General features: G+C 41.7%; 26 protein-coding genes. 10 read left to right on the top strand and 16 right to left on the bottom strand.

Translation table 11 applies throughout. The features are described 5' to 3' along the window. Positions 1-128: 128 nt before the first annotated feature. The 3 genes from ribD to ACNQGS_RS06190 form a co-directional block, all read right to left on the bottom strand. Positions 129-1,223 (bottom strand): bifunctional diaminohydroxyphosphoribosylaminopyrimidine deaminase/5-amino-6-(5-phosphoribosylamino)uracil reductase RibD, encoded by a 1,095-nt coding sequence (gene ribD, locus ACNQGS_RS06200; protein WP_491486572.1) that lies wholly within the window; start codon positions 1,221-1,223, stop codon positions 129-131. Then, positions 1,216-1,971 carry a GTP cyclohydrolase II gene (locus ACNQGS_RS06195; RefSeq protein WP_491486571.1) on the bottom strand — a complete coding sequence of 252 codons (756 nt, stop codon included), beginning with the start codon at positions 1,969-1,971 and terminating at the stop codon, positions 1,216-1,218. Before ACNQGS_RS06195 ends, ribD begins: the two co-directional genes overlap by 8 nt. A gap of 122 nt (positions 1,972-2,093) precedes the next feature. Then, positions 2,094-3,503 carry a SpoVR family protein gene (locus ACNQGS_RS06190; RefSeq protein ID WP_491486570.1) on the bottom strand — a complete coding sequence of 470 codons (1,410 nt, stop codon included), beginning with the start codon at positions 3,501-3,503 and terminating at the stop codon, positions 2,094-2,096. Positions 3,504-3,701: 198 nt separating this feature from the next. Between ACNQGS_RS06190 and ACNQGS_RS06185 the strand changes: the two genes are divergently transcribed. Further along, positions 3,702-3,956: a YhdB family protein gene (locus ACNQGS_RS06185; protein ID WP_213141120.1), complete on the top strand. Its 255-nt coding sequence runs from the start codon at positions 3,702-3,704 to the stop codon at positions 3,954-3,956. 117 nt (positions 3,957-4,073) lie between these two features. Here ACNQGS_RS06185 and ACNQGS_RS06180 read toward each other — a convergent pair whose 3' ends face one another. Further along, complete coding sequence (locus ACNQGS_RS06180; protein WP_491486569.1) at positions 4,074-5,816, bottom strand: phospho-sugar mutase; 1,743 nt, start codon at positions 5,814-5,816, stop codon at positions 4,074-4,076. A gap of 198 nt (positions 5,817-6,014) precedes the next feature. After that, positions 6,015-6,413: a YhcU family protein gene (locus tag ACNQGS_RS06175; protein ID WP_491486568.1), complete on the bottom strand. Its 399-nt coding sequence runs from the start codon at positions 6,411-6,413 to the stop codon at positions 6,015-6,017. Positions 6,414-6,540: 127 nt separating this feature from the next. Here ACNQGS_RS06175 and ACNQGS_RS06170 point away from each other — a divergent pair, with 127 nt between their 5' ends. Next, the gene (locus ACNQGS_RS06170) at positions 6,541-7,464 is read left to right on the top strand and encodes an RluA family pseudouridine synthase (RefSeq protein WP_491486567.1); all 924 of its coding nucleotides are present in this window, start codon (positions 6,541-6,543) and stop codon (positions 7,462-7,464) included. A gap of 38 nt (positions 7,465-7,502) precedes the next feature. Here the strand turns inward: ACNQGS_RS06170 and ACNQGS_RS06165 are convergent, their stop codons facing one another. After that, positions 7,503-7,757 carry a GlsB/YeaQ/YmgE family stress response membrane protein gene (locus ACNQGS_RS06165; RefSeq protein ID WP_213141333.1) on the bottom strand — a complete coding sequence of 85 codons (255 nt, stop codon included), beginning with the start codon at positions 7,755-7,757 and terminating at the stop codon, positions 7,503-7,505. A gap of 309 nt (positions 7,758-8,066) precedes the next feature. Here ACNQGS_RS06165 and ACNQGS_RS06160 point away from each other — a divergent pair, with 309 nt between their 5' ends. Both ACNQGS_RS06160 and ACNQGS_RS06155 read left to right on the top strand, forming a co-directional pair. Continuing rightward, the gene (locus ACNQGS_RS06160) at positions 8,067-8,684 is read left to right on the top strand and encodes a DUF47 domain-containing protein (RefSeq protein WP_491486566.1); all 618 of its coding nucleotides are present in this window, start codon (positions 8,067-8,069) and stop codon (positions 8,682-8,684) included. A gap of 11 nt (positions 8,685-8,695) precedes the next feature. After that, positions 8,696-9,697 carry an inorganic phosphate transporter gene (locus ACNQGS_RS06155; RefSeq protein WP_213141124.1) on the top strand — a complete coding sequence of 334 codons (1,002 nt, stop codon included), beginning with the start codon at positions 8,696-8,698 and terminating at the stop codon, positions 9,695-9,697. Positions 9,698-9,745: 48 nt separating this feature from the next. Here ACNQGS_RS06155 and deoC read toward each other — a convergent pair whose 3' ends face one another. Next, positions 9,746-10,420 (bottom strand): deoxyribose-phosphate aldolase, encoded by a 675-nt coding sequence (gene deoC, locus ACNQGS_RS06150; protein ID WP_491486565.1) that lies wholly within the window; start codon positions 10,418-10,420, stop codon positions 9,746-9,748. Positions 10,421-10,641: 221 nt separating this feature from the next. On the opposite strand from deoC, the gene ACNQGS_RS06145 reads away from it, so the two are divergent. Further along, on the top strand, positions 10,642-12,816 hold the full coding sequence (locus ACNQGS_RS06145; protein ID WP_491486564.1) for an MMPL family transporter: 2,175 nt from the start codon (positions 10,642-10,644) through the stop codon (positions 12,814-12,816). Positions 12,817-12,834: 18 nt separating this feature from the next. Here ACNQGS_RS06145 and ACNQGS_RS06140 read toward each other — a convergent pair whose 3' ends face one another. Continuing rightward, entirely contained in the window at positions 12,835-13,176 is a 342-nt protein-coding gene (locus ACNQGS_RS06140) for a cupin domain-containing protein (protein ID WP_491486563.1), read from the bottom strand. A gap of 206 nt (positions 13,177-13,382) precedes the next feature. Here ACNQGS_RS06140 and ACNQGS_RS06135 point away from each other — a divergent pair, with 206 nt between their 5' ends. Beyond that, the gene (locus ACNQGS_RS06135; protein ID WP_491486562.1) at positions 13,383-14,288 is read left to right on the top strand and encodes a nuclease-related domain-containing protein; all 906 of its coding nucleotides are present in this window, start codon (positions 13,383-13,385) and stop codon (positions 14,286-14,288) included. 254 nt (positions 14,289-14,542) lie between these two features. Here the strand turns inward: ACNQGS_RS06135 and ACNQGS_RS06130 are convergent, their stop codons facing one another. From ACNQGS_RS06130 to ACNQGS_RS06105, 6 genes are all read right to left on the bottom strand, one after another. Next, the gene (locus ACNQGS_RS06130; protein ID WP_491486561.1) at positions 14,543-15,082 is read right to left on the bottom strand and encodes a 2-oxoacid:ferredoxin oxidoreductase subunit gamma family protein; all 540 of its coding nucleotides are present in this window, start codon (positions 15,080-15,082) and stop codon (positions 14,543-14,545) included. Positions 15,083-15,104: 22 nt separating this feature from the next. Then, positions 15,105-15,863 (bottom strand): thiamine pyrophosphate-dependent enzyme, encoded by a 759-nt coding sequence (locus ACNQGS_RS06125; RefSeq protein WP_491486560.1) that lies wholly within the window; start codon positions 15,861-15,863, stop codon positions 15,105-15,107. Continuing rightward, positions 15,860-16,924 (bottom strand): 3-methyl-2-oxobutanoate dehydrogenase subunit VorB, encoded by a 1,065-nt coding sequence (locus ACNQGS_RS06120; protein WP_491486559.1) that lies wholly within the window; start codon positions 16,922-16,924, stop codon positions 15,860-15,862. Before ACNQGS_RS06120 ends, ACNQGS_RS06125 begins: the two co-directional genes overlap by 4 nt. A 17-nt stretch (positions 16,925-16,941) precedes the next feature. Beyond that, complete coding sequence (locus tag ACNQGS_RS06115; protein ID WP_491486558.1) at positions 16,942-17,172, bottom strand: 4Fe-4S binding protein; 231 nt, start codon at positions 17,170-17,172, stop codon at positions 16,942-16,944. Between the two features lie 5 nt (positions 17,173-17,177). Further along, positions 17,178-17,855 (bottom strand): hypothetical protein, encoded by a 678-nt coding sequence (locus tag ACNQGS_RS06110; protein ID WP_491486557.1) that lies wholly within the window; start codon positions 17,853-17,855, stop codon positions 17,178-17,180. Positions 17,856-18,021: 166 nt separating this feature from the next. Then, entirely contained in the window at positions 18,022-18,342 is a 321-nt protein-coding gene (locus ACNQGS_RS06105) for a hypothetical protein (protein ID WP_213141133.1), read from the bottom strand. Between the two features lie 212 nt (positions 18,343-18,554). Between ACNQGS_RS06105 and ACNQGS_RS06100 the strand changes: the two genes are divergently transcribed. Both ACNQGS_RS06100 and ACNQGS_RS06095 read left to right on the top strand, forming a co-directional pair. Continuing rightward, positions 18,555-20,690 carry a YhgE/Pip family protein gene (locus ACNQGS_RS06100; RefSeq protein WP_491486556.1) on the top strand — a complete coding sequence of 712 codons (2,136 nt, stop codon included), beginning with the start codon at positions 18,555-18,557 and terminating at the stop codon, positions 20,688-20,690. Positions 20,691-20,782: 92 nt separating this feature from the next. Further along, positions 20,783-21,898, top strand: a complete 1,116-nt coding sequence (locus tag ACNQGS_RS06095; protein WP_491486555.1) for a metallophosphoesterase — start codon at positions 20,783-20,785, stop codon at positions 21,896-21,898. Positions 21,899-21,921: 23 nt separating this feature from the next. On the opposite strand, the gene ACNQGS_RS06090 is transcribed toward ACNQGS_RS06095, so the two are convergent. Beyond that, positions 21,922-22,044, bottom strand: coding sequence for a hypothetical protein (locus ACNQGS_RS06090; protein WP_491486554.1), 123 nt, complete (start codon positions 22,042-22,044; stop codon positions 21,922-21,924). Between the two features lie 145 nt (positions 22,045-22,189). Here ACNQGS_RS06090 and ACNQGS_RS06085 point away from each other — a divergent pair, with 145 nt between their 5' ends. Then, positions 22,190-23,470, top strand: coding sequence for an ArsB/NhaD family transporter (locus ACNQGS_RS06085; RefSeq protein WP_464493310.1), 1,281 nt, complete (start codon positions 22,190-22,192; stop codon positions 23,468-23,470). A gap of 11 nt (positions 23,471-23,481) precedes the next feature. Then, on the top strand, positions 23,482-23,760 hold the full coding sequence (locus tag ACNQGS_RS06080) for a hypothetical protein (protein ID WP_423801395.1): 279 nt from the start codon (positions 23,482-23,484) through the stop codon (positions 23,758-23,760). Positions 23,761-23,869: 109 nt separating this feature from the next. Here ACNQGS_RS06080 and ACNQGS_RS06075 read toward each other — a convergent pair whose 3' ends face one another. After that, complete coding sequence (locus tag ACNQGS_RS06075; protein WP_491486553.1) at positions 23,870-26,071, bottom strand: glycoside hydrolase family 3 protein; 2,202 nt, start codon at positions 26,069-26,071, stop codon at positions 23,870-23,872. Between the last annotated feature and the right edge of the window lie 127 nt (positions 26,072-26,198).

Here is a 26,198-nt window from a genome sequence, read left to right as displayed (position 1 = left end):
CACACTTTGATTATAGAGAGAATGATTCTCAATGTCAACGTTCATTTTTTAGTTTTCACAAAATATACACTTTTTATTAGGTTTATAAAAAAGACTGCCCTTATCTAACTATTAAGGCAGTCAACTTTTTAAAAATTATATTTTGGATAACCAATGAACTTAAAATCTTTTCCGATTGGTGTAAAGGAACAGTCTGTTAATTCAACTGCATCACGCATTTTCTCAATGCCTGTTCCCTCAAGAAATGTCGGGGCATTATGGCCTCCGATTAACTTCGGAGCAAAATACAATACCACTTTATCAATCAGTTTTTTTTCAAGGAAAGAAGCATGAACCGCCCCTCCCCCTTCAATAAACACCGAGGAAATGAGATTTTCTCCCAAAATACGTACAACTTCTTCTGGGCAGACACGGTTTACCCCATTTGTTTGAAAAACTTTGATTCCCAAGTCCTCTAAACTTTTGCGCTTTTCCTGATCATATTGTTCACTGGTAAAAATCCAGGTTGGGGCAAGATTGTCCGTAACCACTTTAGCATCCAGCGGAATTTTTAAGGTGGAATCTAAAATAACCCGGAGCGGATTCCGTCCATTCGGAATGCGTGCCGTTAATTCCGGATCATCTTTTATGACAGTATTAATTCCCACAAGAATCGCCATATGTTCATTTCGCAACTGATGGACATCGAGTCTTGCTTCCTCGGAGGTAATCCACTTGCTGTCAGAGGTGTGTGTAGCAATTTTTCCATCCAGGGTGGATCCAGCTTTCATGGTCACAAATGGCGTTTTTTGAACGATAAACTTATTAAAAACCTCATTCATTCGGTTGGATTCCGCTTCCCGAACGCCGATTATAACCTCAATTCCGGCATCTTTAAGAATTTTAACGCCATTGCCCGCTACCACCGGGTTCGGGTCGAGGGTTGCGATGACCACCTTTTTAATCCCTGCTTCCACTAAAGCAACAGCACAAGGGCCTGTCCTTCCGTAGTGGGAACATGGTTCAAGGGTTACATAAATGGTTCCGCCTTTTGCTTTCTCACCGGCCATCCTTAAGGCATGGATCTCGGCATGTGGTTCACCGGCCTTCAAATGGGCGCCGATTCCGACCACCCGGTTATCATTAACAATCACCGCTCCCACTAATGGATTGGGGTCTGTCTGTCCCTTCATAGCCCCAGCATTTTTTAATGCTAAATCCATATAAAACTCGTGATTAGTCATTTGGACAAGTCCCCTCGTCCTTTAAATGACCGGAACGGTTTATCTTTGTTTGCAGGTATTTTTCGTTATACTCGGATACATCTCCCCATAACGGCTTCCTTCCAGAAACAGGAAGACCAGCGTTTTTCAAAGCATCTAATTTTTTTGGATTGTTAGTAATCAAGGTTACCGGTTTTGTGCGCAATGCTTTCAGGACCTGAATGGCATCGCTATAATTTCTGGAATCATCCACAAAGCCCAGCGCATGATTCGCCTCGACGGTGTCATAATTATTTTCTTGAAGGATATAGGCCATTGCCTTGCTAAATAAGCCAATTCCACGCCCTTCATGATTGGCCAAATAAAACAAGGCGCCTGTCCCATGTTCGACAATCATTTTCATGGACCGTTTCAATTGAAAGCCGCAGTCGCATCTTTTGCTGCCAAAAATATCGCCTGTGTGGCAAATCGAATGCATTCGCATGATGGCATCCTCACCATATGTGAAATCGCCATATACAAGAACACTGGATTGTTGAAGCTCCGCTAAATTAACCGAAGACAATTTATCAATAATCCGTTCAAAATCCTCTGTTACCTCATTACAATTCAGCCAACAATACCACTGAAATACAACGGTTTCACCGTATAAATTTAATGGAAGGCGAATCGGCCCAACTAAATAGATGGCACCCTTTTCTGTTTTAATTAATTGAATTTTATCTTGAAGCACATCAAGCACTTTAGAATCCAATTTAGTATCTTTCATTATTCAATCCCCCTTAAGATTAGTTTGGATTAAGGTATGTATTTTCATTTATGACACAAATAAAAAAGAGACTGAACTTTTCAGCCTCTAACATGATATCACGTTTGTCACTACGTGCATATTTATAAGTACTTACGGTGAACTCCTTTACCATCATAGGAAAATAACATGGCCCGGTCTTCAATGGTTGTTTCCATATGAACCGGTCTGCCCCAAAGCTGATGAACATATGGCAGAACCTTCTCAAGATATTTGACATCAAGCTCTACACCCTCAAACCAATGCTTCAAATAAAGCTCGCCATTTTTCATATAGTCGCCATCATTCACCGTGATATACGGGAATCCGCCATTTACCCGCATATTCACTAATTGGTCGCGGACATGCTCCCATTCTTTGTCAACAATCTTATAATCGCGGCCTTGCTTTTGGAAAAGATACATATCTTCCCTATACACTAAATCCTTCGTTAAATAATTCCGCAGGAAGGAAATATCCGATTCGATTTCCCGAACCTCAAATATTTTTTCCCGTCCAGAATTTGGCTCAACACCTCGTCTTTTCATTTCCTCAGACGGATTATTATATCTTTCCTCGATGTCTTCGAAAATTTTCAAGCCAAGATAATACGGGTTAATTCCCGTTTTCGACGGCTGAACGACCCCCGCATTTAATTTGGCAAATTCAATGGATTCTCCGCTTGTTAGATTCATTTCCCGCAGTATCCTTTGATGCCAGAAAGAGGCCCAGCCTTCGTTCATGATTTTTGTTTCTAACTGCGGCCAGAAATACAGCATTTCTTCCCGCATCATCGTAAGAATATCACGCTGCCAATCCTCCAGTTCGCGGCTATATGTTTCAATGAAGAGTAATATATCTTTCTCTGGTCTTGGCGGGAATTTCTTTCGACGTGGCGGCTTTGAATCCTTTTCGTCTTTTTTATCCAAGCCCCAAAGGTCATCATACGGTGAAACTGCCCGCCGTTCTTCCTCGTCCTCATCGTCCTCCAAGGACCATGCCAATTTTGGACGCATCAAGGAAGGGTCAATATGCTCATCAATAGACAATATTGCATCAAGGAAACTTTCCACTTCTTTTTTTCCATATTGAATTTCGTACTGATGAATTCTTTCCGCCGTAGCTGCCATGCTTTCGACCATATCCCGTTTTGTATTTTGGAACCGGACATTGTTTTTAAAGAAATCACAATGGGCCAAAACGTGGGCAACAATCAGTTTATTTTGGATTAACGAATTGGAATCCAGCAAAAATGCGTAACATGGGTCCGAATTAATGACGAGTTCATAAATCTTACTTAGACCTAAATCATAATGAAGCTTCATTTTGTGAAATTGCTTCCCGAAGCTCCAGTGTGAAAATCGGGTCGGCATCCCATAAGCTCCAAATGTATAAATGATTTCGGCAGGGCAAATTTCATAACGCATCGGATAAAAATCTAAGCCAAAACCGCTGGCGATTTCCGTTATTTCATCGATCGCATATTCGAGTGCCTTCTTATCTCCCTCATTCATCAGCCATTCCCCCTTTTCCTCTTACCACAATGTATGAAGAAAGAGAAGGATTGATGAAACAAGATAATAACAATTACAAAATATACAGGTAAATGTTGAAAACGTTGTGAGGACAAGGTGTCCAAATTTTTGCGTGAAAGTTCAGCGCAAAACTTCATAAAATAATCTCAACTCCTAGTAAGGAGGAGAGAAAATTAAATGAATAAATTGGATTATGACCGGGCGCTGTTTTATACACACCGGTCTGAATGGGATAATTTATTGATATTAATGGTAAGAACCACAGACCAGTTCTTATCTAAGAAGATTGAACATTTCCTGCACGCCTACAATTTTGAACGCGACTATTCCGTTATCGAGACCAAATTATACAGCCTGCTTCGCTACATTGACCATGCTAACGAAACATTTGAACAATCGCCAACTGAGATACCGATGTATAGTCTTTCCTGAAACATCAAGTGGATACTGATTTTATTAAAGAACCTTTTTCCAAATCAAACCAATGAATTCCACCAAAAAAAACACGGCCTCCAAAACGTTTTGGAAGCCGTGTTTTCATAAATAATACTATACGTTTTGAACTTGCTTAACCTTTTGATCAACCAAATCCATGAAGTCCTTTTCAATGGTTTGCAATTTGCTTTTACTGTCTGCAAGCGTCCCGCTATTTACACCAAAGTAAAATTTAACCTTTGGCTCAGTCCCCGATGGGCGTAAGCATACCCATGATCCATCCTCAAAAATATACTTCAGCACGTTGGATTTCGGAAGATTAATTTTCTCTTCCCGGTTATCAATCGTTCTATTTCCTGTTAAATAGTCTTCTGTTACAGCAGTTTTTAAGGAACCAAGCCCCGTTAACGGTTCGCTGCGGAAGGAAGCCAAAATACGCTGAATCAATTCTGCTCCTTCTTTTCCCTTTAATGTTAAAGAGCGAAGTCCTTCCTGGTAATAGCCATATTTTTCAAAAACTTGCATCATTCCTTCATATAAGGTCAATCCCTTTTTCTTATAATACGCGCAAACCTCTGTTGCCAAAAGGGCTGCTTGAACGGCATCCTTATCACGGGCAAAGTCGCCGATTAAATAGCCGTAAGATTCTTCATAGCCAAATAAATACGTATGTTCACCTGTTTCTTCATATTGCTTAATCTTTTCAGCAATGAATTTGAAGCCTGTTAAAACATCTACCGTTTCTAAATCATAGGCCGATGCTATTTTACGTCCTAATTCAGAGGTGACAATGGTTTTTAACACGACACCGTTTTGCGGCAAAGTTCCTTTTTGCTGTTTCTGAGAAAGTAAGTAATCAAGCAATAATGCTCCGGTTTGGTTGCCGGTTAAGACTACGTACTCACCCTCTGGATTTTGCACAGCTATGCCCAGGCGGTCAGCATCTGGGTCTGTTGCAATTAACAGGTCCGCCCCGACTGCTTTGCCATCACGAATGGCTAATTCAAAAGCGGCATGTTCTTCTGGGTTAGGACTTTTAACGGTTGAAAACTCGGGATCAGGCAGCTCCTGCTCCTTTACCACCGTTACATTTTTATAGCCTAATGCCTGAAGCCCAGCCCGAACAGGTTTATTAGCCGTCCCATGCAATGGTGTAAAGACAATTTGAAGATCTGTATCTTCGGCAAGCTGCGGATTTTCGGAAATCGTCTTTAGCTTTTCGATATAGGCTTGATCAATTTCTTCACCAATCGTTTTAATTAATCCGGCTGTTCTTAAAGTTTCTTCCTTATCGACCTTGATAACCAATTCATTGTCAATTTCATTTACTTTCGCAATAACCTGATCAGCAGCCTCCGGCGGCAGCTGGCCGCCATCTGATCCGTATACTTTATAGCCGTTATATTCCGGTGGATTATGACTGGCAGTAATGACAATTCCCGAAAATGCGTTTAAATAACGTAAAGCGAAGGAAAGCTCCGGAGTAGGGCGAAGATCATCAAACACATAGGTTTGAATTCCGCGCGTTGCCAAGGTTTTGGCAGCCTCCAGCGCAAATTCCGGTGATTTATGGCGAGAGTCAAATGCAATGACAACACCGCGTTGTTTTGCTTCTTCCCCTTGCTCTTCTATGTATGCAGCCAGGCCAGCTGATGCTTTGCGGACCGTATATATATTCATTCTATTTGTCCCGACACCAAGTTCTCCGCGCATTCCGCCTGTTCCAAACTCTAAATTTTTATAAAAAGCCTCTTCAAGCAGTTTTTCGTCCTGCTCAAGCGATGCTAATTGGCTCTTTAATTCGGAATCCAATTCATTAAATTCTAACCAGCTCTTAGCTGCAGTTCTCCAATCCATTATAGGTTCCCTCCAGTATGTTATCTATACCTAATATTGGTTCTAAACGGGTGTTTGATACTCCTTTAAAACGCAGCGTCAAAATCCCGACAATTTTCGCAGACACAATATTTTCGGCAATCCAATACTTATATTACCTTAAAATGAGCGGTTTTTTTATAAAAAAAAGAAAAAGCCGCAAAACGGCTTTTTCCTCTATTAAATAAGTAGTTGGTTATCTGCCTTCGTGTATATGCTGAGAACAGTATTTTTCATGCTTTTTGCTTCGGCAAACTGTTCAAACTCAAACGGAAAAAACAATCCGAATTCCTGAAGGTTTGCCGCATTTTTATTAAAAATAGCTTCGTATTGGTCGTCAAGCTGAGGTGACTCCAGTATCGATATTAATGTTTGAATACTGGCCATCACTTGAAACGCATCCTTTAACGTGCTGAATTCTTCAAAATGTTGTTTAGAGGTATGCAATATTTTTAATTTTTCAAAACGGTTTATTTCTTCGTCCGTAAAATATAGCGGAAATATATTGGAATAAATATATCCCACGAGCTCACAAATTTTTTCTTCCTGACTTGGAGTCGAGGCAAAAACGATCTTCACTCCATAACCCACCTTTGCTCACGCGCTTATTTCTGTCGTATTATATATGATAAGAATAACATATCTTAGTTTGTATTTAGGGTGGTAATTACTGTTAGCTGCCCTGCTGGAATAAGAAGGAGATATTATGCTGAAAACAATGCGGCTCGGGGAATGGTTTCAAATTATCGTTCCTAAAAAATGGGCAGGAAAGACAATCGAAGAAATCTTCCGTCATGAATGGGAAGCCCCTAAAAAGTTAACACATGCGTTTCGAATGGAGAAAAAGGTTCAGGTTAATGGCAAGGAATGTTCCTGGACGGCTCCTCTCTCAGAGGGCTCGAAACTGCAAATTCAATTATTTACCGAAGAGGAACCGCATGCGATCCCCAACTATCTGGATATCGATGTCCTCTTTGAGGATGACCATTTATTGATTATGAATAAACCGCCGTTTATGAACACTCATCCAAATGACCCTGAAAAAGATACCGATACATTAATTAATGCAGCGGCCTTTTATTTGCAGGCGAAAGGGGAAATCAGGGATGTCCGTCAGATTCACCGTTTGGACCGTGATACCTCTGGCGCCATCCTGCTGGCTAAACACGCACTAGCTGGAGCACTTCTGGACGGAAAGCTTGCAAAAAGAGAAATCAAAAGAACCTACCTTGCCTTGGTCCATGGATTGTTGAGGCAAAAAAAAGGGACGATTAATGCCCCTATTGGCCGAGATCGGCATCACCCCACTAAAAGAAGGGTATCCCCCTCTGGGCAAGCCGCGATTACGCATTATCAAGTGGTGAAGGAAGATAGAAAGCGTAATTTATCCTACGTAAAATGCTGGCTTGATACGGGGCGAACGCACCAAATTCGCGTGCATTTAAGCCATCTAGGCCACCCTTTAGTTGGGGATGTTGTTTACGGTGGGAAACCGCTCGTTAATAGACAGGCCCTCCATGCCGGAAAACTGGCGTTAACCCACCCCTTAACAGAGGAAAAAATCGTTGTATATGGTCCATTTACGGATGTCCCGATTATTTTTAAAGAATTTGATATTTACTCACTATAAAAAGCCTCCCAAAATTCGGGAGGCTTTCCTCATAATGATTAATCAGCTTTCCTGAAGGACCTCATGATAAAGCTTAATAAAAGCACTAGGACTGCTGCACCAATGATCGCCGGTATGATGGCGAAATCAGCCACATGAGGGCCCCAGTTTCCCAATACCAGAGTCCCCAGCCATGCACCAACAAAACCAGCAATGATATTACCAATAATTCCCCCAGGTACGTCTCTTCCTACAATAAGGCCGGCTAACCAACCGATTATACCGCCAACAATTAATGCCCAAATAAAGCTCACATAGAACACTCCTTTTTTAGTATTCATTCGATTTTTTCTTGAGCCTGCCAAGCAAATCATCTAAGGATGTCTGCCTGTTACCTTATAAATTACCCTGTTTTGCTTTTTTTACTCATGGCTATGAAAAAATTCATACATAACTTTTGGCATCATGGCAAAAGTAAAATAGTACATCCGCAAAATAATTATCTGAAAATTCTTTTGTTAAGTTTTTGTAAATTTATTTTTAAATTATTTATTTTTTAGACATTCTTCATATAAAATTATTCCGTTGATGAACAACACGTACAATAATGGAGGGTATCTCTAATGGCATTTAAAAAAAATGACAAATTCTCAGTTTTGCTAAGCAATATTTCTTCCAACCTTAAAGAAGGGGCAAATTTTTTTACAGAATATAAACTGAAAAACGTCAGTGATTTAAAAATTTTCTCTGAAAAAATGAAGGAAATCGAAACGAAGGGAGATTCCTTTGTTCACGAAGTTATTAAAGAATTAAATGATGCTTTTATCACACCAATCGAACGGGAAGACATCCTTCAGCTTGCCATGGTAATGGACGATGTATTAGATGGTCTTGAAGCAACTTCCGCATTATTTGAAATGTACTCCATCACTCAGGCAGATGATTTCATGCTTCAGTTTGTGGACGCTATTCGAGGCAGTGTTATTGAAATTGATAAAGCCGTGGAGCTTCTTTCCAATAAAAAGCTTCCGCAAATAAGAGAACATGCAATTAAAATTAAGGATTTTGAATCCAAGTGCGATAATATTTTACGGCAATCCATCAAAAATCTGTTTAATGTGGAGAAGGATCCAATCCGTATTATTCAATATAAAGAGATTTATGAGAACCTTGAGGACGTTGCCGACAGCTGCCAGACCGTTGCCAATATTCTTGAAACCATTATCATGAAAAACGCGTAAGGAGTCATAATATGAGTGCTGTCTTAATACTTACAATCTTAATCGTCATCGGGGCTCTCGCATTTGACTTTATTAACGGTTTCCATGATACGGCGAATGCGATCGCAACCTCAGTTTCAACAAAAGCCTTGAAACCACGCCAGGCAATCTTGCTTGCCGCTGTCATGAATTTCGTCGGGGCCCTTACGTTCACAGGCGTTGCTAAAACAATTTCAAAGGATATCGTTGACCCATTTAATTTAGCACACGGTTCAATTGTTATCTTAGCTGCACTGCTTGCAGCAATTGCCTGGAATTTAATTACTTGGTATTTCGGAATTCCGAGCAGTTCTTCCCACGCACTAATTGGTTCCATCGCCGGTGCTGCTGTTGCTGCGGAAGGACTCAATGTTTTAAATTACACTGGATTTATAAAGATTCTAGAAGCTCTAATCATTTCACCTATCTTAGCTTTTGTTGTTGGTTTCATTATTTATAGTATTTTTAAAGTAGTATTTAAAAATTTCAATTTAACAAAAACAAATCGAAATTTCCGTTTTATCCAAATCGCAACTGCGGCATTGCAATCTTATTCACATGGAACAAACGATGCCCAAAAATCGATGGGAATTATCACTATGGCACTAATTGCGAATCAGTATCTTCCACATAATGCCGAGGTACCTTTTTGGGTCCAATTATCCTGTGCCATAGCGATGGGACTTGGCACTTCTATTGGCGGATGGAAAATTATAAAAACCGTTGGCGGCAAAATCATGAAAATTCGTCCAATTAACGGGGTTGCCGCTGATTTAACCGGGGCAGCAATTATTTTTGGCGCTACTTACATTCATTTGCCAGTTAGTACAACACACGTAATTTCTTCCGGAATTTTAGGTGTTGGTGCTTCTCACAGACTTAAAGGAGTAAAATGGGATACGGCCCAACGTATGCTGATTACTTGGGTAATTACTCTGCCTATAACCGCACTATTAGCTGGGATTTTGTATTACGTTCTCAACCTTTTCTTTTAGTAACGAAAGAGGCTGTCCTTTAAAGGACAGCCTCTTTTTTTCATATTATTAGTAATTGCTGGAGGAAACTTCTCCTTTACAGATGGCCACACCTGAGCTTGCGCCAATCCGTGTTGCCCCGGCTTCAACCATTGCAAGGGCATCTTCCCGGCTTCTTACTCCTCCGGATGCTTTAACACCGATATCCGGGCCGACTGTTTCGCGCATTAAGCGGATGTCTTCTACCGTAGCCCCGCCGGTTGAAAATCCTGTTGAGGTTTTAACAAAATCAGCACCAGCCTTGACCGAAAGCTCACATGCCCGTTTCTTTTCTTCATCCGTCAACAGTGAAGTCTCAATAATGACCTTTACTAAGGCTTTCCCCTTCGCTGCCTCCACAACACTGCGGATGTCCGATTCAACTAAATCATCCTGCTGAGCTTTAAGTGCACCGATGTTGATGACCATGTCAACTTCATCTGCACCATTTTCAATCGCATTCTTTGTTTCAAATGCTTTCGTCTCTGAGGTCGTTGCCCCAAGCGGAAAGCCGATGACCGTACAAACTTTAACATCCGATGTATCTTTAAGTATTTCAGCAGCTGTTTTTACCCAGGCAGGGTTTACACAAACGGAAGCAAATGAATATTCTTTTGCCTCTTCCGCTAATTTCACGATTTGCTCTTTTGTTGCTTCTGGTTTTAATAATGTATGGTCAATCAGTTTGGCTATGTTTTGGCTCATTGCTAATTCCCCCTATTTTTAACTCGTTATGTATCTTAGTTTGTCCAGAATTACTATAACAAAGCGGTGGAACATTTGTAAATATGTACATTTTCAACTGATAAGAAGGGAAATCTTTATAAAAGGTTTTCTTTTTAAAAAGTCATGAAATAGTCAAACGTTTATCGCTGTAATATTTTGTATACTTAATTTGATTGTTATTTTTTATTGGGGGTGATGGGGTGGAAAAGCTCGGTGGATTCATTTTTCGGAATCGAAAAGGGGTGATGCTGGTTTGGGTTTTAGCTATTATCCTGTTTGGCTTTTTCGCTTTGAAACTGCCTGCTGTGTTAAGCGGAAACGGTTTTGAATATAAGGGGGAATATAACGAAACAAGGCGGATTTTGGAAAAAGACTTTGGACAAGCCAAGTCATCGATCATCCTTGTTTTTCAAAAGGAAAAAGGCATCAGCGATGAAAAGTTTCGGGATTTTATGGAGGATACCTTTGTAAGGCTAAAGGACTTTGACCATGCAGAGGACATCATTCCCCCCTTTGCCCAAGACGGTATGATAAAAGGGAATTACGCTTATGGCCTGCTTACCTTTAATAAAAAAGCGGAAAGCCTTGGGGCAGAAATAAGCGATTTAAAAAAGCTGCTGAGAAACAAAAATGGATTAAAGGTAACGATGACGGGGGAACCAATCATTGTTAAAGATTTAAATACAGCCAGCCAAGAGGATTTGGCGAAAGCAGAGATGATTGGCCTGCCGATCGCCCTGCTCGTTCTCATCCTCGCTTTCGGCAGTCTTGTCGCGTCAGCCCTTCCGCTAATTATTGGTGTGGTATCCATTTTAACCACCATGGGGACAGTTTATTTTTTCAGTTACAGCATCGACCTAACCATTTTTATCTTGAATATTGTACCGATGATCGGCCTTGCCTTGAGTATCGATTTTGCGCTGTTATTTATTAACCGTTATAAGGAAGAGCTAACCAGAAAATCTGTTGGCGAGGCCATCGCGATTACCGTTGCCACAGCTGGCAGGTCCATTATTTTTTCCGGCCTCTGCGTCTTTATCGGGTTATCAGGGCTTTGGTTTATCCAAATTGATATTTTTCAAAATGTCGCCCTCGGCGGAATGACGGTCGTCCTTGTTTCTGCACTCTGTTCTTTAACGTTCCTGCCGGCGTTCTTGGCACTATTGGGACATAGAATCAATAAATTTAGCGTTTTACGGATTTCGGACGATCGGGTAAGCGGCTGGTATTTATTTGCCAAGTTTGTCATGCGGCGGCCCGTTCTGATGGCAGTCTGCGCTCTTGCCATTTTGCTGGTCGGACTGATTCCCGTGAAGCAAATGGTTCTGACGATTCCGGGCACCGATTCCCTGCCTCCTAATTATCCGTCGCGTGTCGCTTTAGAAAAATTTAAAGAACATTTTTTTGAAAAAGAAAAACGCGATGAAAAGAAAGTATCGATTATTCTGGAGACCAGCGGCGGTGTGCTGACGAGGGATAATCTCGAAAAGGTAAGTCTAGTAATCAATAAATTGGAGAAGGACCCACTGGTTTATACGGTCGATTCGCCATTTTCTGCTTTTGGCATTAAGAATGCAGCGCAATTCCAACAGCTGCTGCTTTATGGTGAAATGAGCAAGCTCACCCCAGTTTTCGATCACTTCGTCCGTGAAAATAAAATGCTTGTTGAAGTCTACTTAAAGACCGGCGAGCATTCAGCTAAAGCCCGGCAATGGGTTAAGGATTGGTCCGCCAAAGATTTAGGTGTGAAGGCTTCGGTTGGCGGTCCCATTAAGTTCGAGCAGGAAATCTTTGATGAAATTATCAAGAAGGCTCCGTATGGCTTGCTATTGATTATGATTTCAACTTTGGTAATATTAATGGCTGCTTTTCGGTCGATTCTTATTCCGCTTAAAGCCATCTTGATGAATGCCTTGAGCCTTGGCTGCACATTCGGGATTGTCGTATGGGTTTTCCAGGAAGGACATCTCGGGGTTTCTCCCGTTAACATCGGATTGATTCTGCCCGTTTTTGTGTTTACGCTTGTATTTGGATTGTCCATGGATTACGAGGTATTTCTTATCTCCCGAATTCAGGAGTTATATCTGAAAACGGGAGATAATACTGAAGCGACCATTTCCGGTTTAACGTACACGAGTAAAATTATTACCTCCGCTGCAGCGATTATGATTGTCGTGACAGGTGCTTTTGCTTTTACAGGCGTCATGCCAATCAAGCAATTGGGAGTCGGCATTGCGGTCGCCATCTTTATTGATGCTACCATTGTCCGGATGGTCCTTGTTCCTTCTTTAATGAAGCTGTTAGGTGATTGGAATTGGTGGTTCTTTGGGTTCAAGAATAAACGTGATGTATCGCATCGTAAAAAGCCAGCCTGATTGGGCTGGCTTTTGCTGTTAAATATTTTTAGCATATAGCTCACTTGGAATTTTACTTAATACTACATATAAACTTACAGGTTCGCTGCCCGTATTTTTGAAGGCCATTTCCTCTTCGCTTTGAACATGGATGAGGTCTGCCTCAGATACTGCTGTCTCTGTTCCATCTATGATTATTGTTCCGGTGCCGGTTAGAACATACAGATAAACCTCAGTTCCCGGGTGTTTATGAGTTGGGAGGGTTTGATTTGGCAGAAAGTTTAAAACGAATGCTGTCGTTTCACCCTTCTTATAGATAATCCTTTTTGTGAACTTCTCTTCACTGTATTCCATATATGCTTTAACTGAATTTTTTTCCATTGTTGATGCCTCCTTTATGTTTCTTATTATAAATGATAATCATTTTCATTTAAGTGAGTTGTATCACTTCTTTTAATATGTCACTATTTTTTCAAAACTATTGGGCGGACAGGGAAATGTTAACAGATATTTCATAGTTTGCGTCTCGGAGGAAGGTATTTTTTTAGTAAAATAAATTTGAGACTTTTCATAAAGGATGGTGGACTATGCTAAAGAAACCGCGCACATTAAGAAAGGAATTAAGGAAAATGAGGTCATTGAATGCCCGCATGCTGTTGTCAGATGATGACAAATGGAATTATCTGAATGCGGAAAAGGGTTTTGCCGGTGAATTGGAGTTTGACAAATTGACTGAAAAGCTTCAGTGTCAGTGTCTAGTGATTAACGATTTGCAGCTCAAGCTCAACAAATCTTATTTTCAAATTGATACAGTGATTATCTATCAAAGAGAAATTTATCTGATTGATGTGAAAAATTTTGAAGGGGATTTTTATTACGATGCTGACGGGCATTTAAAGAAAGGTAATCGCGAGATAAAAAACCCTCTTAATCAGTTGGAGCGATGTGAAAACCTATTTAGGCAATTGCTTCAAAACTATGGATACAAATATCATGTTGAATCTTACCTAGTCCACATAAACCCCGAGTTTACCTTATACCAAGCGCCTCAAAATGACCATGTTATTTTCCCGACACAAATCAAGAAATTTATGAGGAAATTGGATAAAACATTTTCAAGACTGAATGAGGGTCATGAGAAACTGGCAGAGCTGCTCATTTCGCTTGATCAAGAAGAATTTCCCTTTGCTGAATTTCCTTCATATGAATATACTCACTTGCAAAAAGGGATCCTTTCTACTTCCTGCCATACACTTTCAACGTCTTTAGAGGGAAATAAAATTGTGTGCGAATTATGCGGGCATGAGGAGTACGTTGATTCTGCGGTTTTGCGGAGTGTACGGGAGTTGGTTATGCTGTTTCCAGGAATTAAGATTACTACCAATTTGGTTTTTGAGTGGTGTAATGAAATGGTATCAAAAAAGACAATTAGAAGAATTTTACTACAAAATTATATAGCTAAAGGGAATACATTAGGGCGTTATTTTGAATAAAAAGGGGAAGAAGCTCCTATTTTTACCGCTAGCTTGTTTTTCGGGTGTTCCTGGGCAATATAGCCGCCCTATTTTTACCATGGGCCCTTTTTTCGTTGGTCCCCGGGCAATATAGCCGCCCTATTTTTACCACCGGCCATTTTTTCTTTTGCCCTTGAGCAATATAGCGTCTTTTCCTCGAAGATTATATTATTAATGAGAGGTACGAGAAAAGCCAGCCGAATCTCCGGCTGGCCCCCACATTAAACAGGTATTCACTCCCCAACAAAAGACGCTCCCTTTTGCAATGCCAATTTATTGACCTCAATCAAGTGCTGTTTTTCTTCGCCAAGAACCTTCTTCAACGATTCAATGACGGCCCCCTCTGAAACGACTTGCGCATAATACAGGAACGCCCCCAATAAAATCATATTGGCCACACGCGAATTGCCAAGATCATTGGCCATGTCGGTTGCTGGTATTTCAATCAGTTTAATATCTTCCCGCCCAGAAGCCTTGGTCACCAGCGACGAATTAACGATGAGCAGCCCGCCCGGACGAATACGAGGTTCAAACTTGTCAAAGGAAGGGTTATTTAAAATAATCGCTGTTGACGGCCGAGTTACGACTGGCGAGCCGACTGGTTCATCACTGACCACTACCGCACAGTTCGCTGTCCCGCCGCGCTGTTCTGGGCCGTACGAAGGAAGCCAGGAGACACCTTTCCCTTCTAGCATACCGGCATAGGCAATCAGCTGTCCCATCGACATCACTCCCTGGCCGCCAAAGCCGGCAATAATCATTTCCTCAAGCATAATTCCGCCCACCCCCTCTTTTTTATTTAATCCCTTCTATAGGTATATTTTTATAAACCCCCAAAGGGTAAACTGGTACCATATTGTCCTTTACCCATTCAAGTGACTCCACCGGGTCCAGCCCCCAGTTTGTCGGGCATGTCGATAAAATCTCAACCATTGAAAAGCCGCCGCCCCTTTTTTGTGTTTCAAAGGCCCGGCGAATGGCCTTCTTGGCTTTCTGAATATGGGGAACATCATGGGTTGATACCCGCTCTATATATGCGGCGCCATCCAGCACGGAAATCATTTCACAAACTTTAATCGGTGAACCGTGGACCGAGACGTCCCGTCCATATGGGGTCGTCGCTGTCTTTTGCCCAATCAAACTAGTAGGCGCCATCTGTCCGCCAGTCATCCCGTAAATGGCGTTATTTACAAAAATAACGGTAATATTCTCACCACGAGCAGCCGCATGGATGACCTCACTAATACCAATTGAAGCAAGGTCACCGTCACCTTGATAGGTAAACACCATCCGGTCCGGCAGAACCCGTTTCACTCCGGTTGCTACCGCCGGCGCGCGGCCATGGGCAGCCTGCGTCATATCACAGTTAAAATATTCATAAGACAAAACCGAACAGCCGACTGAAGCCACGCCAACCGTATCTTCCAAAACACCCATTTCCTCCAAAACCTCGGCCACCAGGCGATGAATGACGCCATGAGTGCAGCCCGGACAATAGTGTGTAGGCTTGTCAGTTAAACCGCTCGTTTTTTGAAAGACTGTCTTCATTGTCATACCGTCACACCCCTGGCAGCCATCATGATTTTTTCAAAAATTTCTTCCTGCGTTGGCACAATGCCGCCTGTTCGTCCGAAGAAGTCCACCGGAGCATGTCCCTCTACAACCAGCCTGACATCCTCGATCATTTGTCCGGCGCTCATTTCTACTGAAATATAGCCTTTTACCCGGTCACGTGTTTCAAGGAAAGGCTTCTCTGGGAATGGCCATAATGAAATCGGCCTGATCAATCCAACTCGTACGCCTACTTCTCTTGCCTTATTTACAGCATTCATGGTAATCCGTGCTACCGTCCCAAAAGCCACCATAATATAATCGGCATCTTCCGTCAGATACGTTTCAAAGCGCACCTCATTCTCCACAATAGCAGCAAACTTCCGCTGCAGCTCCCAGTTACGTTTTTCCAAACTTTCGGCATCAAGGTCTAAAGATGTGATCGTCCTAGGAGGGCCGTCCCCACGTGTCCCGGTTGTCGCCCACGGCTTAGCAAATTCATGAATTTCTGTACGCTCCGTGAATTCCACCGGTTCCATCATTTGCCCAAGCATTCCGTCCCCCAGCAAAATAACCGGTGTCCGGTAACGGTCGGCAATATCAAATGCATCCTTGGTCAATTCAACAATTTCCTGCAGGCTGGCCGGAGCAAGAACGGGAGTATGATAATCGCCGTGCCCGCCCCCTTTCGTTACCTGAAAATAATCCGATTGGGCGGGCTGGATATTGCCGAGCCCCGGGCCGCCTCTGGCAATATTGACGATCACGGCCGGCAGCTGTGCTCCTGCTAGATAAGAAATCCCTTCTTGCTTCAAGCTAAAGCCTGGGCTTGACGAGGACGTCATCACCCGGACTCCTGCCGAAGCGGCACCGTACACCATATTAATGGCGGCAACCTCACTTTCCGCCTGCAAAAACAAACCGCCCACTTCCGGCAGCCGTCTAGCCATGTAGGCAACCAGCTCACTTTGCGGCGTAATCGGGTAACCGAAAAAATATTTACAGCCAGCATGGACTGCCGCCTCTGCAATCACTTCATTTCCCTTCATTAATACTTTCCCCATACAACTACCGCCCCCTATCACACCGTTTGTAATACCTTGACTGGCCTATATACTGAGATGACCGTATCCGGACAAACCTGGGCACACTTGGCACAGCTGATGCAGTTCTCCTGGTCAACAACCGTAGCAGGCCGGTATCCATTTCCGTTTAAATAGTCTACTAGAAAAATAACATTGGTGGGACAAACCTGCACACAAAGGCTGCACGATTTACAACTGGCTTCATTAAAAACAACTCGTTTTTCCATAGAACTCACCCTTCCCAAGGTAACTTCATATACCGCTCAATAAAAACCGCTTCATATCGGCAAGCAAAATCGCAAGCATCTTTTTTCAGATGATTGGCTATCGTTGTATATAAAAATGGGATATCCAGCTTTTCTGACAATTGACAACTTAACTCATGGCCCCGCCAAACATCTTCCATGGTGGTTTCAAGACCGAAGTTGGTATTATTAATAATGCCGGTCACCTTCAAGCGGGAGGCCTTTTCAATCTGGCCAATCGTGTATGCAGCCCCCTCTACTGTACTGACATAAGGCCTGTTCGCATTCAAGACAAACCATAATTCCGGCTGCAACTCTTTCCATTCATGATAATATTGCCCAAGCGCTGTCGCCCCGTCCTTGTCCCCTCCGGCATCCACAATTAAGCGATAGCGGGGGTCATGGAGCACCCGGTAAATCTCCCCTGATACGATTGGCAAATCTGCTGAAGCCAAGCGGCTTTGCGGGGCGATTAATTCTACATCATGCTCCCTGAAAACTGAGGCAGCATCCCGGGAACGATAATAAGGGTTGATAATATCCAAATCATTGATGGCAACTTTATCGTGTTTCATCCGTTGTGATAAAGCCAAATTGATGGAAATCTCGGTTTTTCCGCTGCCAAAATGCCCTGATAAAATGGTAATCCTGCCATTCGCACTCAAATTAACAACCGCCCCTCACTCTTGTAAGCGTTTACAAATAAGTTCTCCTAACCAATCTTCGAAGTTTGCCAAATCCATTATCATGCACATGGAAGTCTGCTGACATTGACTTATGTCACACTTGCGTACAACTCAGAATGGAAAAAAGAAGCTCCTAGGAACTTCTTTATGACACAAATGATAGAATAACTTTTTGCGGAATGTCGGCCATATTATCAGCTTTGCTTTTTAATCTTTCGCAGGATGGCAGTTCAAAGGAAAACTCCTCGACATTTGCCGGAATAACTCCATCTTCCTGTAATTTAGCAAACACTCTCTCCATTGCTTCTTCCGTTGAAATCCGATCCTCGGACTCTTCCTCTTGGAAACATTCCACACAGGTCTCGATGATATTTTCCTCAATTTGTTCCTGGGCGAACACTAATTTTGCACCGGCAATCGCTTCAACTTCTTGGTTCTCTAATTCAATAATAGTAGTTATATTCATGTCCAATTACCTCCCTGATTTAACTACCATCATTATAAAAAATTTATCTTCTTTTTTATTATGAAGATAGTATTATTCACTATTTGTTCATATGTTTTTGACAAATTTCTGACCAGCATTCGTAGCATTTGCTTTTTAAATCTTGGGTATCAACAGGTAAATATGACAAATACTATTAATTATTAAACATCATTGTTAGGTGATTGGCTGATATGAAGATTTTAAGAATTTATCAAGATGATATAAAAAGTGTCACGACGAATTGGGCTGCAGCCCTCGTTATTATTGCACTGATGTTTCTGCCGTCTCTTTATGCCTGGTTTAATATAAAAGCGTCATGGGATCCATACGGCCATACTGGCGGAATTCCAATTGCCGTTGTCAATGAGGATAACGGCACCGTCCTAAGAGGAAAAAATATCAACATCGGCAAAGAGGTTGTGAACTCTCTTAAACAAAATAAATCGCTTGGCTGGGCTTTTGTTGATGCTAAAAAAGCGGGCCAAGGCGTGAAACACGGAGACTATTTCGCGAGCATTACGATTCCGAATGATTTCTCCGAAAAAATTGGCACTGTCCTCAGCGATAACCCGCAAAAGCCGGTACTCAACTATGTTGTAAATGAAAAAATTAATGCCATTGCCCCAAAAATCACTGCTAAAGGAGCCACAGGCATTAAAGAGCAAATCAGCAAAAACTTTGTGAAGACAGCCAATGGCGTTATTTTTGATATCTTTAATCGGCTTGGTATTGAATTGCAAAAGAATCTGCCGGATATAGAGAAACTGAAAACGATGATTTTTTGGTTAAACGATCATTTGGCAGAGGCCGAAACTATCATCAATACCGCGAATCAAGACGCAGACCAGGCAGAAAAAATTGTGGCGGATTTACAAGTGAAACTCAATGAAGTAGATTCCATCATGGGCCGTGCCCAGCAGCTATCCGGACAACTGACAACATTTTTTGACAGTAATCAAGAAACCTTCGAAAATCTCGCAACCGCCGTTAAGCAAAATCTCATCTATATGGAGCAAACAGCAGCGGATGTGGAACAGGTCACGGGAATTTTATTATCGAATACCGCCAGTTCAGAGGAAAGGCAAAGAGCACTAAACGATGGAATAACCCGCCTTACCGCATTAATCCGGGCGGAAACTCTTTTAATCAACCTATTAAAGCAAATAAATGATTTGGGGACGGCTCCACTTTTTGTTAATGAAATAACACAACTAAACAAACAAAAAGACTCTGCCGAAAGCCTAATAAGAAATTTTAAAACAATTCAAAGCCTTGGGACACCCTCGCAGGACCTGTTAGTAAGGACTAACCAAATTGCTTTAGATCTGTCTTCTGGTTTAGCTCAGCTTGTGAATCTATATGACAGCAAAATCGCACTGAAGTTTGCGCAAATCAGTGATGCCGCCAAACAAGTTCCCGTCAAGGCAAATGAATTTTTTGCAAATGCTGACCAAACGCTTTCACAAATTAAAAAAATCCTTCAGGATGCCGCAGCCGGAATTGCCATTGGGAAACGGGATTTAGCTCTTATAAAAAAGGATTTCCCTGCTGTAAAGCAAAAAATCACAAATCTGGCCAATCAAATCCGTGAATTTGAAAAAACAGAGGATATCCGTGACATTATTGATTTGCTGCGTAACGATGTCAAAAAGGAAAGTGACTTTTTTGCCGAGCCTGTTCTATTAAAGGAAAAAAGGCTATTTCCGATTCCAAATTACGGATCGGCGATGTCGCCTTTTTTTACCACACTTGCTTTATGGGTCGGAGCAACTCTTCTTATTTCATTAATCCCAGTTGAGATAAGTGGTTTACCTGGCACCTATCATCCGAATCATGTCTATTTAGGCCGTTTTTTAACCTTTTTGACTATCGCGCTATGCCAATCTTTCATCGTAACCTCAGGTGATATTCTGCTATTAAAGACCTATGTCGTTGATAAGCCCTGGTTTATCTTATTTGGATTATTGATTAGTGCTATCTTTATGCTGATTACCTATACACTGGTATCCATTTTCGGAAATGTTGGAAAGGGGTTGGCCATTGTTTTTCTTGTCCTGCAAATTTCTGGTGCTGGCGGCACCTTTCCTGTTCAGGTAATGCCGTCATTCTTTCAAAAGCTTCATCCTTTTTTACCCTTCACCTATGCCATCAGCCTGATGCGGGAAGCCGTCGGAGGAATCGAATGGGATGTTGCCAAACATGACCTTGCCATCCTTTCGGTGATGACCCTGGTAACCTTGATCTTTGGTTTAGTTTTAAAAGAGCCGATTGAAAAATACGGCGGCACACTAAAAAATAAAGCAAAAGAAAGCAGACTCATACATTAACAGGAAGGTCGGTCTAATTTTAATTAATAATTGTTTTAAAAAAACAAATACTAGTGGGACCTATACTTTTAAAAACAAAGGAGGTCCCTCTATTGTTTAAAAAAACTTCCTTTCTATTATTGGTTATCCTTCTATTCATTTTGCAGCCTTCCTCGACGCATCCGGTTGCAAAAGCAGCAATACAGAAAAGCACGACGATTGGCTTAAGATTGCTGGAAACGACCGATTTGCATGCGGATTTAATCAACTATGATTACTATCTTTCAAGGGAAAATAATCGAATCGGCCTGGTTCAAACGGCTTCCCTCATTCGCCAGGCCCGAAACGAAGTGAAGAATTCACTGTTATTTGATGGCGGCGACCACTTAAAGGGGAATCCCCTTGGAGAATATCTGGCCAGAATTAAAGGAATCAACAAAGGCAAGGTCCACCCCGTTTACCGGGCTTTCAATCATTTAAAGTATGATGCTATCGCCATCGGCAATCACGAATTTAATTATGGGTTAAAATTTTTAAATGCTGCTTTAAAAGGGGCTGAAATGCCTGCCATTAACGCCAATGTTATTTCTGTAAAAACGAACACCCCATATTTTAAACCCTACGTCATTTTAAAACGAAGTTTAGAGGACCAAGATGGGAAGAAACATGACCTGAGAATTGGAGTGATAAGCTTCATGCCAACTCAGATTATGAAGTGGGATAAGTCTAACCTTGAAGGCCGAGTTTTCCCAAGGCCGATTGTAGAAACCGCAAAGGAATATGTCCCCATTATGAAGGCTGAAGGTGCAGATGTTGTAATAGCTTTAGCCCATACGGGAATCACCGACGAACCATATCATCCTGATACAGAGGATGCTGTTTACTATTTAACAAAAATCCCCGGGATTGATGCGATCCTTTCTGGGCATTCTCACAGCGTGTTTCCCGGGCCATCCTATCAAAAGATTGCCAACACCGATATGAAAACCGGACGAATAAATGGAAAACCGGTCGTAATGGCAGGAGCGTTCGGAAGTCATCTGGGGATTATTGATTTAAATATTAAAAAAGTAGCCGGCAAATGGAAGGTCGTAAATGGCATATCCGAGGTCAGACCGATTGCGGACGAAAACGGCAAACCGCTTGTCCAAACAGATGCCGAGCTGTTTAAATTATTAAAACCTGAACATAAGGAAACGGTTAATACAATCAATAAATTAGGCCACTGAGTCTAAAAAATTTATTTTTTTATTCATAAATTATCCATTGTTTTGCTGAGCGATGTGATTACAATAATAATTGTTGTCCGGCTTTCTTGCTCTGGCTGTTCATTTCCAACGGAGGAATGGACGGCTACAGACGTAAGTTTGGACAACATCTATTTGTTTAGACACTTTACAACCTATGCAGACTTTTATAAAATTAAATAAGAAAATATTCGGTGAATTGGAGTCTGTGATATTTTGGGCTCCTTTTTGTATTCACTTGTTAAGCAGAAATTAGGGAGAAGAGGTCGAAACATGTCAACACAAGCACTCATAGCATTAGGCGTTTTTCTCGTCATCTATGCCTTTATCGTAACAGAAAAGATTCACCGAACCATCATCGCCATGATCGGTGGAATTTTAATGGTGGTACTGGGAATTGTCGGTCAAGAAGAAGCACTTCATCATATTGATTTTAATACCATTGGATTATTAACCGGTATGATGATTATCGTTACCATTACAGCCGAAACGGGTTTGTTCAAATATCTGGCTATATGGTCCGCCAAAAAGGCAGGAGCTGATCCTTTAAAAACGCTAATTATGTTCGGGATCATAACTGCAGTAGTTTCAGCTTTCTTGGACAATGTTACCACCGTCCTTTTGATGGTCCCTGTTACCTTCAGTATTACTCGTCAACTACAGGTGAATCCAATTCCCTTTTTAATAACGCAAATCCTTGCGTCAAATATTGGCGGAACCGCTACTCTGATTGGTGATCCTCCGAATATCATGCTTGGAAGCGCTGTTAAAGAACTAACCTTTATGGAATTCATTTATAACCTTTCAGCTATTTCAATTCTTATCCTTTTAGTGAATATTGCCATTTTGGCTCTCATATATCGAAAACAACTCAAAACATCGCCTGAACTAAAAGCAAATGTAATGGATTTGGATGAAAAAGAGGAAATAACCGATAAAGTGTTATTAACAAAATCGTTAACTGTCATCGGATTAACGATATTAGGATTCTTCCTGCATCAATTATTACATATTGAGTCAGCCACTGTTGCTTTAGCCGGAGCTTTCCTGCTGCTTTTATTAACAGGCGAAAAGTATTTGGATAAAGCTTTAGAAAAAGTAGAATGGACAACCATTTTCTTCTTTATCGGACTGTTTGTGCTTGTATCCGGATTGGTTGAGACGGGCGTCATTTCCTTATTGGCAGACAAAGCTGTTCATCTTACTGGTGGAAACGTTACCTCCACTTCGCTTTTAATTCTGTGGGTAAGTGCGATTGCATCTGCATTTATAGACAATATCCCGTTTGTTGCCACAATGATTCCAATGATTAAAGATATGGGCGAACTTGGTATTCAAAACCTTGAACCACTTTGGTGGAGTCTGGCACTAGGAGCATGTCTTGGTGGGAACGGGACCTTGATTGGCGCGAGTGCCAATGTCATTGTGGCTGGGTTGGCAGCTAAGGAAGGACACCATATTTCATTCGGTAAATTCTTACTCATCGCCTTTCCATTAATGATTCTTTCAATTTTGATTTGTACGGTTTATATCTATTTGCGATATTTAATTTAGGAGGGGATTAGATGAAGGTTGAGTATAAATTGAACGAGAAACTGATTGAATTAACGGAAAAGAAAAATGGAGATGATTTTGAATTCTCCATCACCCTTCTATCAAAGGAACAGAAAAAAGGGATTGAAAAGGTCCGACAATATTTCGACGATAATAAGGTGCTGACAGACATTCATTTTTACATTCATGCCAACAACCGCTATCAAGTTATCGTCAGAAACGACTTTTATAATGATTTTTTAATCCAGCTATTTAAGGAACAATTTTTGCTAGAAGTAAAATGGGTATAAAAATGACGGCTGCCATTCAAATGGCAGCCGTTATTTTTTCCATTTCAAACATTTGATGAAAAGGGAAAAAGGAGCTGCCCCCACGGGGACAGCCCTTACCTGTTATTTTTTATTTTTTTGGGGCATGAGCAGGTGTGCTGATTTCACCCGCATGGTCTGGTTTTCCTACAGCTTTTCCTTGATTATAGGAAAGACCAAATCCATACTCATATTTGTTACCAGCTTTATTTACATAAGAATAATTAGGGGTTTCTTCAGGTGCAAAGCTAGGGACATCGCCAACTTCATTTTCAACTGCTTCAGCACTAGCAGGGATGGCCATCGGCAGCTTTCCAATCGGGTTAAATTCACCGCGAATGACATCAATTACTGCTTCAGGCTTCGTTCCGTATGTGGCTAGAACAGCAGCCGCATTTGGTTCAATTTGATTAATTAACCAAGGGCTGATAAAGTTGATCGCCGTAATGGCTGGAACGGTTTTTTGGATTTGAATAATTCGATCCACATTCGCGACGCCTGTTTCAGGACCTACCGTGATTCGCGGATTATTATCCCAGTTGGATTGTGCCGGTTTCACCCAAACAAACGCATGTGTTGCTTCCGAAAGATTATCCACGATCGTGATAGAAGCATCATGATTTTTAATGGTCTGTTTTAAATTGGCTGTTGCTGCGGCTGCATCTCCGCCAGTGAACATTTCAACATAAAGCTTCACTTTTTGCAGCTTAGCATCTTTTAACGGCAGGATATTTTTATCGTTGCGTAATAAAACAACCGACTTAAGGTGTGCTTCATCTGCTAACGCTTGAGCTTTAGGATCTGCGACAACGTCCAAAGCATTTTTCGGATCGACATATGGGTCTTCGAATAGACCTAAATTCATCATTTCTGTAAGTAGCAATGAGACAGATTCGTTAACTTCCGCTTCTTTTAGCAACCCTAAGTTTACTGCATTGATAATTAGCTGCGGGTCGGATGATCCTGAAATGATATCTGTTCCTGCTTGAATGGCCTTAGCTACTTTCGCTTCCGGCGATAAATCTTCCGCACCCCAAGCGTTGCTTCCAACAGCACCTGTATCAGAGTTTACATATCCTTTGAATCCAAGGTCGTTGCGCAAGAAATCTAAAATTCCTTTGTTTAGTGCAAAGCCGACTTCTTCAAATTGCTGATCAGGTTTATACCATGGCAATCCTTGATTAGCGCTATACTCGTTACTCGGAAACGCGTAATATGGCATAACAGACGTAACGTTAGCTTTGATCGCTGCCTGGAAAGGAGGAATGTGGTATTTTAACAAGCTGCCTTCTGTCGGATACGGATTGTATTTACCCTCCACAAAGTGAGGGTCTAATCCATTATCACGTGCCCCGCCGCCAGGGAAGTGCTTGACTGTGATCGAAACGCTGTCGCTGCCAAGTTTTTCGCCCTGAAAGCCGGTTATCACGTTATAGACCATGTCTGAAGCTAGAGCAGGGTCCTCACCAAAGGTGTCTTCGATTCTTGCCCATAATGGGTCTGTGGAGACATCTGCTGTATAACCATAAACCTTGCGAATGCCAGCCGCTCTCCATTCCTTGGCAGCAATTTGTCCGAATTCCTTAACTGCTTCTGCGTCTCGTGCCGCTGCAAATCCTAGCGGACCAGGCCAGAAGGTGTGCATGCCAGCACCGTCACTATTATTAGTGTAATCGGTGGAAGCGTGGTTGCGCGGGTTGGAAGTGACAACAACCGGAATGCCCAATCTCGATTCCTCTGCTAATTCCTGTAGCTGATTTGTATATTTTGCAATTACATCGACAGTCGGAGTTTGCCGGAAGATGACATGGCGCATTTTTTTCTTAACAATCATATCGTCATCAGCTTTTACATATTTTCCATTAGCCGGGTTGGCAATCGGAGTGTGCGTGTTAATTAACATCATGCCTGCCTTTTCCTCCAGAGTCATCTTTGACACCAGATTGGCCACGCGCTGAGCCACAGATATTCTCCAATCCTCGTAAGGATCCAAACTCCTGTTGCCATTTAAATCCCTAAATTGCTTCCCATCTACTGTCAGCACACCTTTTTTAGCTGCCTCAATTTCAGGCTGACCAGTAGCTTGATTAGCTGCAATACGATATGTAACCGTATCTGCCCCTCCATTTCCGGCATTTTGTGAAGTTGGGTCAACATACCCCAAATCTCCATTACTATTTGCACTTACCTGCGAGACCATGACTGGAGCTAGCAGAGATAAAGCAAGTGTACCCGTAAGAAGTGTTTTTCTCAGTCTTGACGTTTTTCTTATTTGTTTTGATACTGACGCCATTTTTCTTCCCCCTATTAATCGGTTTTAGTAAACGCTTTCAACCATAATTTTAAGAGGTTATTGAATGATAGTAGTATAGGATTTTTTTTGCTATATTTGTGTTTTTTTTAATATTTAGAAAAATAAG

It is taken from the genome of Neobacillus sp. PVCKKU3 (assembly GCF_058323225.1).
The sequence above is the reverse complement of the archived record's forward strand: the minus strand, read 5'-3'. Positions and strand labels throughout refer to the sequence as shown.

Coding starts and splice junctions, on each gene's coding strand:
- ACNQGS_RS06180 (WP_491486569.1), bottom strand. CDS start 5,816: ATGGATTGGAGAACTGCAGCTAAGAGCTGGTTAGAATTTAATGAATTG.
- ribD (WP_491486572.1), bottom strand. CDS start 1,223: ATGACTAATCACGAGTTTTATATGGATTTAGCATTAAAAAATGCTGGG.
- ACNQGS_RS06185 (WP_213141120.1), top strand. CDS start 3,702: ATGAATAAATTGGATTATGACCGGGCGCTGTTTTATACACACCGGTCT.
- ACNQGS_RS06140 (WP_491486563.1), bottom strand. CDS start 13,176: ATGGAAAAAAATTCAGTTAAAGCATATATGGAATACAGTGAAGAGAAG.
- ACNQGS_RS06135 (WP_491486562.1), top strand. CDS start 13,383: ATGCTAAAGAAACCGCGCACATTAAGAAAGGAATTAAGGAAAATGAGG.
- ACNQGS_RS06190 (WP_491486570.1), bottom strand. CDS start 3,503: ATGAATGAGGGAGATAAGAAGGCACTCGAATATGCGATCGATGAAATA.
- ACNQGS_RS06115 (WP_491486558.1), bottom strand. CDS start 17,172: ATGGAAAAACGAGTTGTTTTTAATGAAGCCAGTTGTAAATCGTGCAGC.
- ACNQGS_RS06125 (WP_491486560.1), bottom strand. CDS start 15,863: ATGACAATGAAGACAGTCTTTCAAAAAACGAGCGGTTTAACTGACAAG.
- ACNQGS_RS06130 (WP_491486561.1), bottom strand. CDS start 15,082: ATGCTTGAGGAAATGATTATTGCCGGCTTTGGCGGCCAGGGAGTGATG.
- deoC (WP_491486565.1), bottom strand. CDS start 10,420: ATGAGCCAAAACATAGCCAAACTGATTGACCATACATTATTAAAACCA.
- ACNQGS_RS06080 (WP_423801395.1), top strand. CDS start 23,482: ATGAAGGTTGAGTATAAATTGAACGAGAAACTGATTGAATTAACGGAA.
- ACNQGS_RS06170 (WP_491486567.1), top strand. CDS start 6,541: ATGCTGAAAACAATGCGGCTCGGGGAATGGTTTCAAATTATCGTTCCT.
- ACNQGS_RS06085 (WP_464493310.1), top strand. CDS start 22,190: ATGTCAACACAAGCACTCATAGCATTAGGCGTTTTTCTCGTCATCTAT.
- ACNQGS_RS06100 (WP_491486556.1), top strand. CDS start 18,555: ATGAAGATTTTAAGAATTTATCAAGATGATATAAAAAGTGTCACGACG.
- ACNQGS_RS06155 (WP_213141124.1), top strand. CDS start 8,696: ATGAGTGCTGTCTTAATACTTACAATCTTAATCGTCATCGGGGCTCTC.
- ACNQGS_RS06160 (WP_491486566.1), top strand. CDS start 8,067: ATGGCATTTAAAAAAAATGACAAATTCTCAGTTTTGCTAAGCAATATT.
- ACNQGS_RS06075 (WP_491486553.1), bottom strand. CDS start 26,071: ATGGCGTCAGTATCAAAACAAATAAGAAAAACGTCAAGACTGAGAAAA.
- ACNQGS_RS06105 (WP_213141133.1), bottom strand. CDS start 18,342: ATGAATATAACTACTATTATTGAATTAGAGAACCAAGAAGTTGAAGCG.
- ACNQGS_RS06195 (WP_491486571.1), bottom strand. CDS start 1,971: ATGAAAGATACTAAATTGGATTCTAAAGTGCTTGATGTGCTTCAAGAT.
- ACNQGS_RS06120 (WP_491486559.1), bottom strand. CDS start 16,924: ATGGGGAAAGTATTAATGAAGGGAAATGAAGTGATTGCAGAGGCGGCA.